This window comes from Bradyrhizobium dasycarpum, assembly GCF_042019905.1.
Lineage (GTDB): Bacteria > Pseudomonadota > Alphaproteobacteria > Rhizobiales > Xanthobacteraceae > Bradyrhizobium > Bradyrhizobium japonicum_B.
Genome location: NZ_CP169574.1, coordinates 4,181,783 through 4,194,358 on the forward strand (window position 1 = coordinate 4,181,783; position 12,576 = coordinate 4,194,358).

General features: G+C 65.8%; 12 protein-coding genes and 1 pseudogene. 6 read left to right on the plus strand and 7 right to left on the minus strand.

Going from position 1 to position 12,576, the window contains the following annotated elements; genetic code table 11:
* Positions 1–5 precede the first annotated feature (5 nt).
* Positions 6–701 (plus strand): molybdate ABC transporter permease subunit, encoded by a 696-nt coding sequence (modB, locus tag ACETMP_RS20150; RefSeq protein ID WP_375157546.1) that lies wholly within the window; start codon positions 6–8, stop codon positions 699–701.
* Positions 702–703: 2 nt separating this feature from the next.
* Positions 704–1,366: a molybdenum ABC transporter ATP-binding protein gene (gene modC / locus ACETMP_RS20155; protein ID WP_375157547.1), complete on the plus strand. Its 663-nt coding sequence runs from the start codon at positions 704–706 to the stop codon at positions 1,364–1,366.
* Between the two features lie 235 nt (positions 1,367–1,601).
* On the opposite strand, the pseudogene ACETMP_RS20160 reads toward modC, so the two are convergent.
* Positions 1,602–3,395, minus strand: a pseudogene (locus tag ACETMP_RS20160) (potassium/proton antiporter).
* A 205-nt stretch (positions 3,396–3,600) separates the two neighbouring features.
* On the opposite strand from ACETMP_RS20160, the gene ACETMP_RS20165 reads away from it, so the two are divergent.
* From ACETMP_RS20165 to radC, 4 genes are all read left to right on the plus strand, one after another.
* Positions 3,601–4,917 (plus strand): mechanosensitive ion channel family protein, encoded by a 1,317-nt coding sequence (locus tag ACETMP_RS20165; RefSeq protein WP_375157548.1) that lies wholly within the window; start codon positions 3,601–3,603, stop codon positions 4,915–4,917.
* Positions 4,918–5,102: 185 nt separating this feature from the next.
* A complete protein-coding gene (gene map, locus ACETMP_RS20170; protein ID WP_375157549.1) occupies positions 5,103–5,927 on the plus strand; it encodes a type I methionyl aminopeptidase in 825 nt (274 codons plus the stop codon).
* Between the two features lie 175 nt (positions 5,928–6,102).
* Positions 6,103–7,062, plus strand: a complete 960-nt coding sequence (locus ACETMP_RS20175) for an MBL fold metallo-hydrolase (protein WP_375157550.1) — start codon at positions 6,103–6,105, stop codon at positions 7,060–7,062.
* A 125-nt stretch (positions 7,063–7,187) separates the two neighbouring features.
* Positions 7,188–7,901 (plus strand): DNA repair protein RadC, encoded by a 714-nt coding sequence (gene radC / locus ACETMP_RS20180; RefSeq protein WP_375157551.1) that lies wholly within the window; start codon positions 7,188–7,190, stop codon positions 7,899–7,901.
* Between the two features lie 6 nt (positions 7,902–7,907).
* On the opposite strand, the gene ACETMP_RS20185 is transcribed toward radC, so the two are convergent.
* From ACETMP_RS20185 to ACETMP_RS20210, 6 genes are all read right to left on the minus strand, one after another.
* Positions 7,908–8,612 carry a tetratricopeptide repeat protein gene (locus tag ACETMP_RS20185; RefSeq protein ID WP_375157552.1) on the minus strand — a complete coding sequence of 235 codons (705 nt, stop codon included), beginning with the start codon at positions 8,610–8,612 and terminating at the stop codon, positions 7,908–7,910.
* A 116-nt stretch (positions 8,613–8,728) separates the two neighbouring features.
* Positions 8,729–9,103, minus strand: coding sequence for a hypothetical protein (locus tag ACETMP_RS20190; RefSeq protein ID WP_375157553.1), 375 nt, complete (start codon positions 9,101–9,103; stop codon positions 8,729–8,731).
* A 99-nt stretch (positions 9,104–9,202) separates the two neighbouring features.
* Positions 9,203–9,895 (minus strand): AprI/Inh family metalloprotease inhibitor, encoded by a 693-nt coding sequence (locus tag ACETMP_RS20195; protein ID WP_375157554.1) that lies wholly within the window; start codon positions 9,893–9,895, stop codon positions 9,203–9,205.
* On the minus strand, positions 9,895–10,884 hold the full coding sequence (locus tag ACETMP_RS20200; protein ID WP_375157555.1) for a 2-hydroxyacid dehydrogenase: 990 nt from the start codon (positions 10,882–10,884) through the stop codon (positions 9,895–9,897). The genes ACETMP_RS20195 and ACETMP_RS20200 overlap by 1 nt, the downstream gene beginning before the upstream one ends.
* Entirely contained in the window at positions 10,884–11,702 is an 819-nt protein-coding gene (locus ACETMP_RS20205) for an ABC transporter permease (protein WP_375157556.1), read from the minus strand. The genes ACETMP_RS20200 and ACETMP_RS20205 overlap by 1 nt, the downstream gene beginning before the upstream one ends.
* Positions 11,699–12,514, minus strand: a complete 816-nt coding sequence (locus ACETMP_RS20210; RefSeq protein WP_375157557.1) for an ABC transporter ATP-binding protein — start codon at positions 12,512–12,514, stop codon at positions 11,699–11,701. The genes ACETMP_RS20205 and ACETMP_RS20210 overlap by 4 nt, the downstream gene beginning before the upstream one ends.
* Between the last annotated feature and the right edge of the window lie 62 nt (positions 12,515–12,576).

Consider the following 12,576-nt stretch of genomic DNA (forward strand, 5'->3'; position numbering starts at 1 on the left):
ATTTGATGATCGAGATCTCTCCCGCCGAATGGACCGCGATCCTGCTCTCGCTCAGGGTCGCGGTCATCGCCACGCTGGTCGCGACGCCGTTCGGCATCGCGCTGGCATGGCTGCTGGCGCGGCGTGATTTCTGGGGCAAGTCGGTGCTCGACGCCGTGGTGCATCTGCCGCTGGTGCTGCCGCCTGTCGTCACCGGATATCTGCTGCTCCTCACGTTCGGCCGGCGCGGCCTCGTCGGCGGCTTCCTCGCCGACCATCTCGGTATCGTGTTCTCGTTCCGCTGGACCGGCGCGGCGCTCGCCTGCGGCGTGATGGCGTTTCCGCTGCTGGTGCGCCCAATGCGACTGTCGATCGAGGCGATCGACCGCCGGCTGGAGCAGGCCGCCGAGACGCTCGGCGCCGCCCCATGGAAAGTGTTCTTCACGGTGACGCTGCCGTTGGCGCTGCCCGGCGTGCTCGCCGGCATGGTGCTGGGCTTTGCCAAGGCGATCGGCGAATTCGGCGCGACCATCACCTTCGTCTCCAACATTCCCGGCGAGACCCAGACGATCTCCTCGGCGATCTATTCGCTGATCCAGACGCCGGACGGCGACGCCGCGGCCGGCCGGCTCGTGATCGTCTCGATCGCGCTGGCGCTGGGCGCGCTGATATCGGCCGAATGGTTTGCCCGCCGCGCCACCGCGCGGCTGCACGGGAATTGACCATGCTGCGCGTCGATGTCGAGAAGAAGCTCGGCGATTTCTCGCTTCAGGCATCCTTCACCAGCGAAGGCCGCGTCATCGGCCTGTTCGGCGCGTCGGGCGCCGGCAAGACCTCGCTGGTCAACATGATCGCAGGATTGTTGCGGCCCGACCGCGGCACCATCGTGATCGACGGCGAGACCGTGGACGACATCGCGGCCGGCATCCACGTGCCGACGTATCGCCGCCGCATCGGCTACGTGTTTCAGGACGCGCGGCTGTTTCCGCATCTCGACGTCGCGCAGAATCTCGACTACGGCCGCCGCATGAACGGCCTTGCGCCCGATCCTGCCCAGCACAGGCGCATCATCGACCTGCTCGATATCGGCGCCCTGCTCGATCGTCGTCCCGGAAAACTCTCCGGCGGCGAGCGCCAGCGCGTCGCCCTCGGACGCGCGCTGCTGTCACGGCCGCGCCTCTTGCTGCTCGACGAACCGCTCGGCGCGCTCGACGAGGGCCGCAAGCTCGAGATCCTGCCCTACCTGGTGCGGCTGCGCGACGAAGCCAACGTGCCGATGGTCTATGTCAGCCACGACGCCGCCGAGCTGCGCCAGCTCGCCACCCAGATCGTGATGCTGAAGCAGGGACGGGTGACGAGTTTCGGCGGCGTGAAGGTGCTGACGTGAGGGGCCCGGACGCGACGCAGCACGCAGTGATGCGTCGCAGACCCAGGGCCTACACCGCGCCATGGGTCCCGGCTCTGCGCAGCAACGCTTGCGCGTTGCAGCGCGTCCGGGACACGAGTCATTGCGAGCGTAGCCGTCGTAGGGTGGGCAAAGCGAAGCCTGCCCACCGACTCTCTCAATCATAGTCAAATGGTGGGCGCGGCGCTACGCGCCTTTGCCCCACCCTACGGCTGCGTTACACCCCCGCCACCGAGGTCCACATATCCGAAAGCTTCTTCCGCAGCGCCTGCGCGCGGGTCAGCGACGGGGGCGTCTCGTCTTCTTCCGGCAGGCGCAGGCCGACGACGCTGACGCGGCCGCCGGAGATCCTGCGCGCGACCAGCACGATCTCGTCCAGGGCGAGCTCGGCACCCTCCTTCGGCGCGTGGTCGAGATGGACGTCGAAATAATCCGCGAGGGTCAGTTCGCCCTCGTCCGCGCCGATCCGGACGCCGTAGATCTCCGCCAGCTCGGCGAGCGTGTGCTCGCCGGAGACCATGAAGTCGCCGAGCAGATGCGGATCCGGCGCCGAGCTCGGCTGCATGTCGACGAAGAAGCGGTCCAGCGATTCGGCCTTTTCCGGCGGGGCCAGCAGATAGATGTAGTCGCCGGGCGCGATCGGATCGGCCTCCAGCGGCGTCAGGATGTTCTCGTTGCGGATCACCAGCGTCGGCTTGGACCAGGACGGGATCAGGCCGCGGCGGAAATACAGGCTCTTGGGCCGCACCGGATAGCCGACCAGCTGCTGCTCGAGCTGGCCGGGCAGATCCAATTCGACACGGCGCGGGCCGCGCTCGGCGCGCGGCAGCGCCACGTGGAGCTTGCGCGCGGCCGGTGCAAGGGTCCAGCCCTGCAGCAAGAGCGAGATGATGACGACGACGAAGGCGACGTCGAAGTAGAGATAGGCCTTGGACAGGCCGACCAGCATCGGGATCGAGGCCAGGAAGATCGCGACCGCGCCGCGCAGGCCGGTCCAGGCGATGAAGATCTTCTCGCGCCAGTTGAAGCGGAATGGCGCAAGGCACACGAACACCGCGATCGGCCGCGCCACCAGCATCAGCATGAACGCGACGGCGACCGCCGGCACGATGCTGGCCCCTAGCCGGCTCGGCGAGACCAGCAGGCCGAGCAGCACGAACATCACGATCTGCGCCAGCCAGGTCGCAGCATCGAGGAAGGCCACGACCTGGTTGTGCGCGCGCGTCGGCCGGTTGCCGATGATGATGCCGGCGAGATAGACCGCGAGGAAGCCGGAAGCATGCATCATCTGCGCGCCGCCGAAGATCACCAGCGCGCCCGTGGTCACGAAGGGCGCATGCAGGCCCTGCGGCAGCGCCACCTGGTTCAGCGCGATGACGACGAGGCGTCCGCCGATGAAGCCGACGATGGCGCCCAGCACCGCCTCCCGCATGAACTCCATCAGCACGTGGCCGGGCGAGCTCGAGGCCGACCGAGATGTACTCGACCAGCATCAAGGTGAGGAAGATCGCGAAGGGGTCGTTGGTGCCGGATTCGGCCTCCAGCGTCGCGCCGACGCGCGGGCGCAGGCGCAGGCCCTGGGTGTGCACCAGCAGGAACACCGCGGCCGCATCGGTCGAGGCCACCACGGCGCCGACCAGCAGCGATTCCGTCCAGTTGAGATCGAGCGCGATCTGGCGAACGGCGCCGTGATCAGCGCGGTCAGCAGCACGCCGACGGTCGCGAGCACCACGGACGGCGCGAGCACGGTGCGGATGCTGGCAAAGCGCGTCCTGAGGCCGCCATCGAACAGGATCAGGGCCAGCGCGACCGAGCCGACCAGATAGGTGGTGCGGACGTCGTCGAACTGGAGCTGGCCTGGACCGGAATCGCCGGCGAGCATGCCGACCGCAAGGAAGACCAGCAGCAGGGGCGCGCCGAAGCGGAGCGCAAGCAGGCTCGACAGGATACCGGCCATGACGAGGACGGCGCCGAGCAATATCGCGAGGCTGACGGAGTCGAGAGAGGCCATCCACCTTCCGGGTTAAAACAGCTGGAATGGCATCCTTATCGTCGGCAGACTCACGCGCCAACCCATTTTCGCGTCTCGCGGCAATCTGCCCGTTTTTACGGCCTTAACGTCCATCACATGCCGGTGTATCGGTGGCCCGGCCGCGCCCTTTGTGGGATTCTGCGGCTCCCTCGAATCAAATCCTCCCCGCTTGCCGACGAGACCGATGGACATGGACCTCAAGGACTTCATGGAGTTCGTGCAGACCACCGCGCGCAGCGTCGGGGCGGAGGTCTCCTCGCCCTGGTTCTACCTGCAATTCGGGCTCATTCTGGCCGCCGCCGGCATCGCCTATGCGGCGGAGGCCGGCATCCGCAACCGGGTCGACATGACCGCGCTGACGATGCGCTGGCCGCTGCCGCTCCGGCACTTCGCCCGGGTGATGGTCTCCAGCGCCTCGACGGCGGTGTTCACCTTGCTCGTGATCATCTCGCGCCTCGTGATGTACCACGCGACCTGGCCGAGCCGCTCCTATCTGCTGATGGTCGCCGCCAAGCTCGGGCTGGCCTGGCTCGCGATCCGGCTCCTGACCTCGGTGTTGCGCAATGCCTTCATCGTCAAGCTGGTGTCGATCACGGCCTGGTTCGTCGCCGCGCTGTCCATCCTCGGGCAGTTCGATACGACCGTCGACCTGCTCGATGCCTACGCGATCGTGCTCGGCGGCCTCAGGCTGACCCCGCTGCTGGCAATCAAGGCGGGCGCGCTCCTCCTCATCGCGCTCTGGGCCACCAACATCGCCAGCAATTTCGCCGAGAGCCGGATCAACGCGACCACCGACCTGACGCCGTCGGTGCAGGTGCTGCTGGTCAAGATCATCCGCATCGGGCTTCTGGCCGTCGCCATCGTCATCGCGCTCGGCGCGGTCGGCATCGACCTGTCCGCGCTCGCGGTGTTCTCCGGCGCGGTCGGCGTCGGCATCGGTATCGGCCTGCAGAAGATCGTCGCCAATTTCATCTCGGGCATCATCCTGCTCGCCGACAAGTCGGTGAAGCCCGGCGACCTCGTCACCATCGGCGACAATACCGGCCGCATCAGCGCGATGAAAACGCGCTATATTTCCGTCGCCGCCGGCGACGGCCGCGAGTTCCTGGTGCCGAACGAGGATCTGGTGACGCAGAAGGTCGTCAACTGGACCTATACCGACAAGAACACGCTGGTGAAGATCGCCTTCGGCACCAATTACGACGCCGACCCGCGGCTCGTCTGCAAGCTCGCCGCCGAGATCGCCGCCGCTCATCCCCGCGCGCAGAAGGGCAAGCCGCCGAACTGCATTCTGACCGAGTTCGCGGAGGCCGGCATGAAGTTCTCCCTCACCCTCTGGCTCGCGGACCCCGACGGCATGGACACCGTCAAGAGCGACGTGATGCTGGCGCTATGGGACGCGTTCAAGCGCGAGGGCATCCGGGTTCCCTATCCGGTCCGCGAAATCCGCATCCGCGGCGGCGCCCTCCCCGTGGAAACCACCGTAGAAGTCCCGAATTAGGCCGCGTTCGGGCGCAAGGCCGGTAAGGGCCCTTGTTTTGACGCGTTTTCTTCACGCGAACCGGTAGCCACTTCGCGCGAAAACGCTCTGCCTCGGCTTGCATGAAAGCCCGCAATCATTAAATTAGGGCCTGAAATCAAGCCCTTCCACCGACATCGAGATCAGCCCGGGAAGACCGCACAAGCATGAGCTACGTCGAAGCCACCGATACCTCGCTGCGCAAGACCGGACAGATCAAGCTGCACGGGCCGGCCGCCTTTGCCGGCATGCGCAAGGCGGGCGCGCTGGTGGCGAAGTGCCTGGACGAGCTCACCGACATCGTCGGGCCCGGCGTGCCGACCGAGCGCATCGACCAGTTCGTCCGCGAGTTCGCCTTCAGCCACGGCGCCTATCCGGCGACCTTGATGTATCGCGGCTATCGCTATTCGACCTGCACCTCGCTCAACCACGTGGTCTGCCACGGCATGCCCGGCGACCGCCCGCTCAAGGAGGGCGACATCGTCAACATCGACGTCACCTTCATCGTCGACGGCTGGTACGGCGATTCCAGCCGGATGTATGCGGTCGGCCCGATCGCCCGCAAGGCGGAGCGGCTGATCGAGGTGACGTATGAAGCGATGATGCGCGGCATCGCCGCGGTGAAGCCCGGCGCCACCACCGGCGACATCGGCCATGCCATCCAGAGCTTCGTCGAGCCGCAGGGCATGAGCGTGGTGCGCGATTTCTGCGGCCATGGCCTCGGCCGCATGTTCCACGACGAACCGAACATCATCCATATCGGCCGCCCGGGCGAAGGCGTGCAGCTCAAGCCCGGCATGTTCTTCACCATCGAGCCGATGATCAATCTCGGCAAGCCGCATGTGAAGATCCTCTCCGACGGCTGGACCGCCGTCACCCGCGACCGCTCGCTGTCGGCGCAGTTCGAGCATTCCGTCGGCGTCACCGCGACCGGCGTCGAGATCTTCACCCTGTCGGAGCGGCACGGCGAGAAGCCGTGGGCGGCAGCGTAAGCGCCGCCTCTTTGTTGCAAATCGTTCTCAAGACCGCGGCCTGACTGCGTCATCTTGCCGTTCCCTGCATGACGATCGCCATGGAATAGGCCACGCATCGCGGTGTCGAACCATCGCGGGCGCACTCAACCCATGTAAAGCGCTGTCCGAGGATTCACTCACAGGGAGCACCACAATGTTCGAGATTTCACGCCGGGATCTGGTCCTCGGAAGCACCGGGGCAGCACTGGTCTTCGGCCTCAACGGACCAGTGTCTTTCATCGGTGCCGCTTCTGCACAGCGCGCCGCCGACAGCCTCAAATACAAGGTCGGTGACATCGAGGTGTTCAGCCTCCATGAAGGCTCGATCGAACGGCCGGTGACGGAGGGCATGGTCAAGAATGTCGGGCTCGACGAGGTCAAGAAGGCGCTGACCGCAGCCGGCATCGGACCCGACAAGATCGACAACCCCTTCACGGTCACCGCCATCCGTACCGGCGGCAAGGTCGTTCTGTTCGACACCGGTTTCGGCGCCAACGGCCCTGCCAGCGTCGGCAAGCTTGCGAGCAACATGAAGGCTGCCGGGCTCGATCCGGCGACGGTATCGACGGTGGTGATCTCGCATTTCCATCCCGATCACATTTCGGGCCTGTGGGTGAAGGAAACCGACGCGCAGGTATTTCCGAACGCGGAAATCATGATGCCCGAAGTGGAGTACAAGTTCTGGACCGATGCGGCCCTGGTGGAGAAAGTGCCCGAGGCCAACCGCCCCCACGTCAAGCGGATTCAGGCGACCTTCCCGACCTGGAAGAACATCAAGCAGTATGGCGACGGCGCCGACCTCGCGCCCGGCGTCAAGGCCATCGCCACGCCGGGTCACACGATCGGCCACATGTCCTTCCTGGTGGCCTCCGGCGGGCAGCAGCTCTTCATCCAGAGCGACGTCACCGGCATCTACCAGCTGTTCGTCAAGAACCCCGGCTGGTTCTCCGGCTTCGACAGCGACGGACCGAAGGCGGAGGCCACGCGGCGCGCCTTCTTCGACCGCGTGATCGCCGAAAAGGGCATGATCGCCGGCTATCATTTCGGCTTTCCGAACGTCGGCACGCTGACCAAGGACGGCAACGGCTACGCCTTCGCCGCCGTCAAGGCCTGATCGCCCCGCACGCCGCGAATGCGAAAGGCGCCGTGTTCGCGCGGCGCCTCTTTTCTTGCCGCCGCGGCGTCGTCGCGCAGCACTTCAGAGTTGCAAAAACCGCCCGGCACGGCATCCTTGCGCCGATGCCCCGCAAGACCGACCAGCCAGACAATCCATCCGCCGAGGCGCCGCACTATCACGGCCATCGCGAGCGGCTGCGCGAGCGCTTCTACAATGCCGGCGCGGATGCGCTCAGCGATTACGAGCTGCTCGAGATGGCGCTGTTTCCGGCGCTGCCGCGGCGCGACACCAAGCCGCTGGCGAAAACGCTGATCAAGACCTTCGGCTCGTTCGCCGAGGTCGTGCACGCGCCGGTGGCGCGCCTGCGCGAGGTCGACGGCATCGGCGAGTCCGCGATCAACCAGATCAAGCTGATCGCCGCCGCCGCGCATCGCGTCGCCAAGGGCGGCGTCAACAGCCGCAATGCGCTGTCATCCTGGAACGAGGTGATAGATTATTGTCGCACCAGCATGGCCTTCGCCGACAAGGAGCAATTCCGCCTGCTCTTCCTCGACAAGCGCAACCAGCTGATCGCCGACGAAGTGCAGCAGACCGGCACCGTCGACCACACCCCGGTCTATCCGCGCGAGGTGATCAAGCGCGCGCTGGAGCTCTCGGCGACCGCGCTGATCCTGGTGCACAATCACCCCTCCGGCGATCCCTCGCCGTCGCAGGCCGACATCCAGATGACGAAAGCGATCATCGACATCGCCAAGCCGCTCGGCATCGCCGTGCACGACCACATCATCGTCGGCAAGAACGGGCATGCGAGCCTGCGCGGGCTGCGGCTAATCTAGGCCAAATCAGAACGCCTGGTTCCTGGCAGCTTTCAGGTGCTCTTCCGCGGCCGTGATGCCGGCGAATGCCTTAAGCGTCAGGGCGGTCGGTTGCGGCTTCCATGCGGCAACCAGTTTCTCGGCCTTCTCGAGCTCAGGCTTGGACAACATGGAAGCCATCTCGTTCACGTTCTTCGCCGGCGCCACCTTCGAGAGTTTGAAATAGGCGTACGACAGGGACAAGTCTTTCGGCGTTCCCTTGCCGGCCGAATAGGCGCGAGACAGGCTGAAGAGGGCTTCGGGAAGCCCCTGATCGGCAGCCGTCCTCCACCATTTCAGCGCTTCTTCCGAGTTGCCTCTCCTGTCATACATCAGGGCGACATCGTGCTGAGCGCGCGCATAGCCGGCCCTGGCGGACACGAGCTTGTATTTCAGTGCTTGATCCGCATCGGTCGCAACAATGCCGGCACCTTGCCCGTCATAATAGCAACCGAGCTTGTAGGCCCCCAGGGGGTTGTTGCCCGCGGCCGATTTCTGAAACCACTCGAATGCCTGGCTACGATCCTGCTGTGTGCCGATGCCGTTATTGTGCATCATGCCGACATGATATTGCGCCTCGGCATCTCCGCGATTGGCCAACACGACCATCGCATCAAAGGTGCGCGTATCATTCGCGCTGGCGGGCATCGCGAGCAGCAGAAGGCACGAAAAAGCCAGGGCAACGATTTTCATGTCAAAGCCCGATCGCATTTGAGCCATTCCGTCTTGGTCGCCCGAGGCGCAGGAAAAGTTCGAATGCGGCAAGAACTCCCAAACCAGCGGATTTTGGCCCGTCCGAGTTCGTCCCGTCACGGCTCGATCCAGCGCTGCACGGCTTCGGCGGTGTCAGCGGGGGTCGTGTTGAAGCAGATCGCGGCCTCGGGCGCGAGGCGGTGGACGAGGTTGAGGACCTTCTCGAACAGCACGAGGCGCTCCTTCGGCTCGCGCAGGCCGGCGCCGATGACGATGCAGTCGAAGCGCTCCTCACGCAGGGCGGCGGTCACGGCGGCCTCGGCCGTCGCATCGAGATCGATCAGGCAGCTCGTGACCTCGAAGCCGAGGCCGCGCAGACGCAGCAGCTGGGCCTCGATGTAGCTGCGGACATGTTCGGGCGAGAGCTGAGGAAACGCGCTGTAATCCGCATTGCCGGGCTCGATGCCGATCGCGAGGATGCGCTTGGCCATGCCGGATCTCCCAACGAAATCACCTCTTCCGTCAACGAGATGCCCGGTCTGCGGGTTCCGCCTTCGCGCGGCGGCGGTCGGCGGCGAATGCCGGGCCGCCTACTGCCGCAGCATGATCAGCGGATCTGCCGTGTCGGGGACGCGCCGCCATTGCGCGTTGTCGTCGGCCTCGAACTGCCAGGCATCGCCCGATTTCGACATCAGGATGATCTGGCCGCGCTCGAGCCGCCATTGCGCCGGATTGAACTGGGCGATGGCGGCGTCGCATCTCGGCTTGAGGAAGACCTGGAAATTGTCGGGGCCCGCCTCGGTGTTGGTCAGCGTCAGCCCGCACACCGGCTGGCCATTGCCGCGCACCATCGCCCAGTCGCCGATCATCTGGTCCATCGACTTGGCCATCGAGCGGGCCGCGGCGAGATCCTGCAGGATGTAGACGCCCTCGCCCTGGCGCAGGCCCTCGAAGATGCCGGCCTCGACCTCGGTGAAGTCGATCACGGCTTCACCGGTCGCGTCCTGCAGGCGCACGATGTCGAGGCCCCTGACGCTCCAGGCGACGATGTCCTTGGTGAAAGGCAGCGCGGTCTTGCAGGCCGGCTCCAGCTCCAGCTTGTAGCCCTGGCCTGCGGCATCGCCCTTCATCGTGACGACGCAGGTCTTGCTGCGCTCGGTGGTCGACAGCTCCCACTGCCCGGGCATCGATTTCTTCAGGCTCGCCGCATCCTGCGCATGGGCAGCGCCGATCGCGGCCAGGCAGGCCGCGGCGGCGAATGCAACGGCCCGAAGACTACGCATCAGCGTCCCCTGAACGGCGTCTCGGCCACCGGCGTCAGCGGCGCCTTGCCTGAGAACCAGGATTTGAGGTTGTCGACCACGAGCTGGTCCATCGCATTGCGCGTCACCACCGAGGCCGAGCCGATATGCGGCAGCAGCACGACGTTCTGCATGGCCTTGAGCTCATCCGGCACGTTCGGCTCGGCCGCGAACACGTCGAGCCCTGCGGCGAGGATGGTGCCCGACTTCAGCGCCTGCACCAGCGCCGGCTCGTCGACCACGGAGCCGCGCGCGACGTTGATCAGAACGCCGCGCGGGCCGAGCGCCTTGAGCACCTCGGCATTGATCATCTTGTTGGTCGAGGCGCCGCCGGGCACGATCACCATCAGCGTGTCCACCGCCTTCGCCATCTCGATCAGGTCGGGATAGTGCTTGTAGGAGACGTCCTTGGACGGGTTGCGCGAGTGATAGACCACCGGCACCAGCGAGGCATCGAGCCGGCGCGCGATGGCCTGGCCGATCCGGCCCATGCCGACGATGCCGACCTTGCGGTCGCGCAGCGAGCCGACGCTGAGCGGATAGTTCTGCGTCTGCCACAGCCCGGAACGAACGTAGCGGTCGGCCTTGATGAACTCGCGCAAGGTGGCGATCAGAAGGCCCATCGCGACGTCGGCGACCTCCTCGGTCAGCACGTCGGGCGTGTTGGTGACGATGATGTTGTGCTCGGCGGCGTATTTGGCATCGACGTGGTCGTAGCCGACGCCGAAGCTCGCCACCATCTCGATCTTGGGCAGCTGCGCCAGTGCTCCCCTGTCGGCCCGCACGGTGTGATAGGTCACGGCGACGCCGCGGATCTTCTCGCGGATCGCCGGCGTCAGCCGCTCGAGGTCGCCGTGCGTCTCGGCCTTGTGCACGACGAAATGATCGGAAAATCCGTTCTCGAGGATCGGCCGCACCGGCCCATAGATCAGAAGGTCGATCTTTTCGGACGAAATCGAACCGGCAGCCATCAGTTTTCCTCTCCAAGCGCGCTTTCATGCCAGCGCCGTAAAACGAGGTGCGAAACTAGCGCCAGCACCCCATAGATGACAATCCCGGCCAGCGACAACAGCAGCAGCGCTGCGAACATGCGGGGTATGTTCAATCGATAGCCGGATTCGGCGATCCTGTAGGCGAGCCCGGAGCCGGCGCCCGCGGTTCCCGCCGCGATCTCGGCCACGACCGCGCCAATCAGCGACAGGCCACCTGCGATGCGCAGGCCGCCGAGAATGTAAGGCAGCGCCGCCGGCAGCTTGAGGAAGCGCAGCGTCTGCGGTTTTGACGCGCCATAGAGCTGGAACAGGCCGGCGAGGTTGCGATCGACCGAATTGAGCCCGAGCGTGGTGTTGGACAGCACAGGAAAAAAGGCGACGATGAAGGCACAGACCACGACCGCGGTCTGCTGTTCCAGGTAGATCAGCAAGAGTGGCGCGATCGCGATCACGGGGGTGACCTGGAGCACGATCGCGTAGGGGAACAGCGAGTATTCCACCCATTTCGACTGGTTGAACAGCAGCGCCAGCGCGATGCCGCCGATGCTGGCCGCGACAAAGCCTTCGAGCGTGGTCAGCAGCGTGGTCGCCAGCGATTGCGACAGCACCTGCCAATCCTTGATCAGCGTCAGGATGATGATCGAGGGCGCCGGCAGCACGTAAGGCGGGATCTCCTTGAGGCGGACCACGAGCTCCCAGGCGATGAGGCCGGCCGCGAACACGATGACGGGAAGCACCAGGCGCAGCGCACGCTGCGCGCCTCGCGGCCTGGAAATGCTCTCGGACTGGGCGCTCATAACAGCGGCCGCCCCGAATAGGACGGCGCCAGCGCGCCGGAGACCCTGCGGCAATAGTCACCATAAGCGGTCGACGTGCGAAATTCTTCGCCGCGCGGCTCGACCGTCTCGATGCGGATATCGGCCTGGATGCGGCCCGGCCGTGCCGTCATCACCACCACACGCTGCGACAAATAGACGGATTCGAACACCGAATGGGTGACGAAGATGACGGTCTTGCCGAGAGCTCGCCACAGCGCGAGCAGATCGTTGTTGAGGCGGAAGCGCGTGATCTCGTCGAGCGCGGCGAACGGCTCGTCCATCAGCAGGATGTCGGGATCGGTGACCAGCGCGCGCGCCAGCGACACCCGCATCTTCATGCCGCCGGAGAGCTCGCGCGGAAAGGCATCGGCGAAATCGGCAAGGCCGACGCTGGCCAAGACGGCGTCGGCCCGCGCGCACCCCTCGGCCTTCGCCACGCCGCCGAGCTTCAGCGGCAACCGCACATTTTCGCGCACATTGGCCCAGGGCATCAGGGTCGGCTCCTGGAACACGAAGCCGATGCCGTGACCCGGCTGCAGCTCGCCCTCGCGGCGCGCCACCCTCACGATCCCAGAGGACGGCGCGCTGAGCTCCGCGATCAGCCGCAGCACCGTCGACTTGCCGCAACCGGACGGGCCCAGCAGCGAGATGAACTCGCCCTTGCGCACCGCGAGGTCGAACGGGCCGAGCGCCATGACGCCGTTGTCATAGGTCTTGGTCACGCCGCGCAGGCTGACGGCGAGAGCCGTCAGGCTGGCCTCGACGGCGGACGAGGTCGAGCGCTCTACCATCAATCGATGACTGCGGTGTTTCGGGCGCCCTTCCCCTCTCCCCATCGCGGAGAGGTGAAACC

Coding starts and splice junctions, on each gene's coding strand:
- radC (WP_375157551.1), top strand. CDS start 7,188: ATGCCCCGCAAGACCGACCAGCCAGACAATCCATCCGCCGAGGCGCCG.
- map (WP_375157549.1), top strand. CDS start 5,103: ATGAGCTACGTCGAAGCCACCGATACCTCGCTGCGCAAGACCGGACAG.
- ACETMP_RS20210 (WP_375157557.1), bottom strand. CDS start 12,514: ATGGTAGAGCGCTCGACCTCGTCCGCCGTCGAGGCCAGCCTGACGGCT.
- ACETMP_RS20200 (WP_375157555.1), bottom strand. CDS start 10,884: ATGGCTGCCGGTTCGATTTCGTCCGAAAAGATCGACCTTCTGATCTAT.
- ACETMP_RS20190 (WP_375157553.1), bottom strand. CDS start 9,103: ATGGCCAAGCGCATCCTCGCGATCGGCATCGAGCCCGGCAATGCGGAT.
- modC (WP_375157547.1), top strand. CDS start 704: ATGCTGCGCGTCGATGTCGAGAAGAAGCTCGGCGATTTCTCGCTTCAG.
- ACETMP_RS20205 (WP_375157556.1), bottom strand. CDS start 11,702: ATGAGCGCCCAGTCCGAGAGCATTTCCAGGCCGCGAGGCGCGCAGCGT.
- ACETMP_RS20175 (WP_375157550.1), top strand. CDS start 6,103: ATGTTCGAGATTTCACGCCGGGATCTGGTCCTCGGAAGCACCGGGGCA.
- ACETMP_RS20185 (WP_375157552.1), bottom strand. CDS start 8,612: ATGAAAATCGTTGCCCTGGCTTTTTCGTGCCTTCTGCTGCTCGCGATG.
- ACETMP_RS20165 (WP_375157548.1), top strand. CDS start 3,601: ATGGACATGGACCTCAAGGACTTCATGGAGTTCGTGCAGACCACCGCG.
- ACETMP_RS20195 (WP_375157554.1), bottom strand. CDS start 9,895: ATGCGTAGTCTTCGGGCCGTTGCATTCGCCGCCGCGGCCTGCCTGGCC.
- modB (WP_375157546.1), top strand. CDS start 6: ATGATCGAGATCTCTCCCGCCGAATGGACCGCGATCCTGCTCTCGCTC.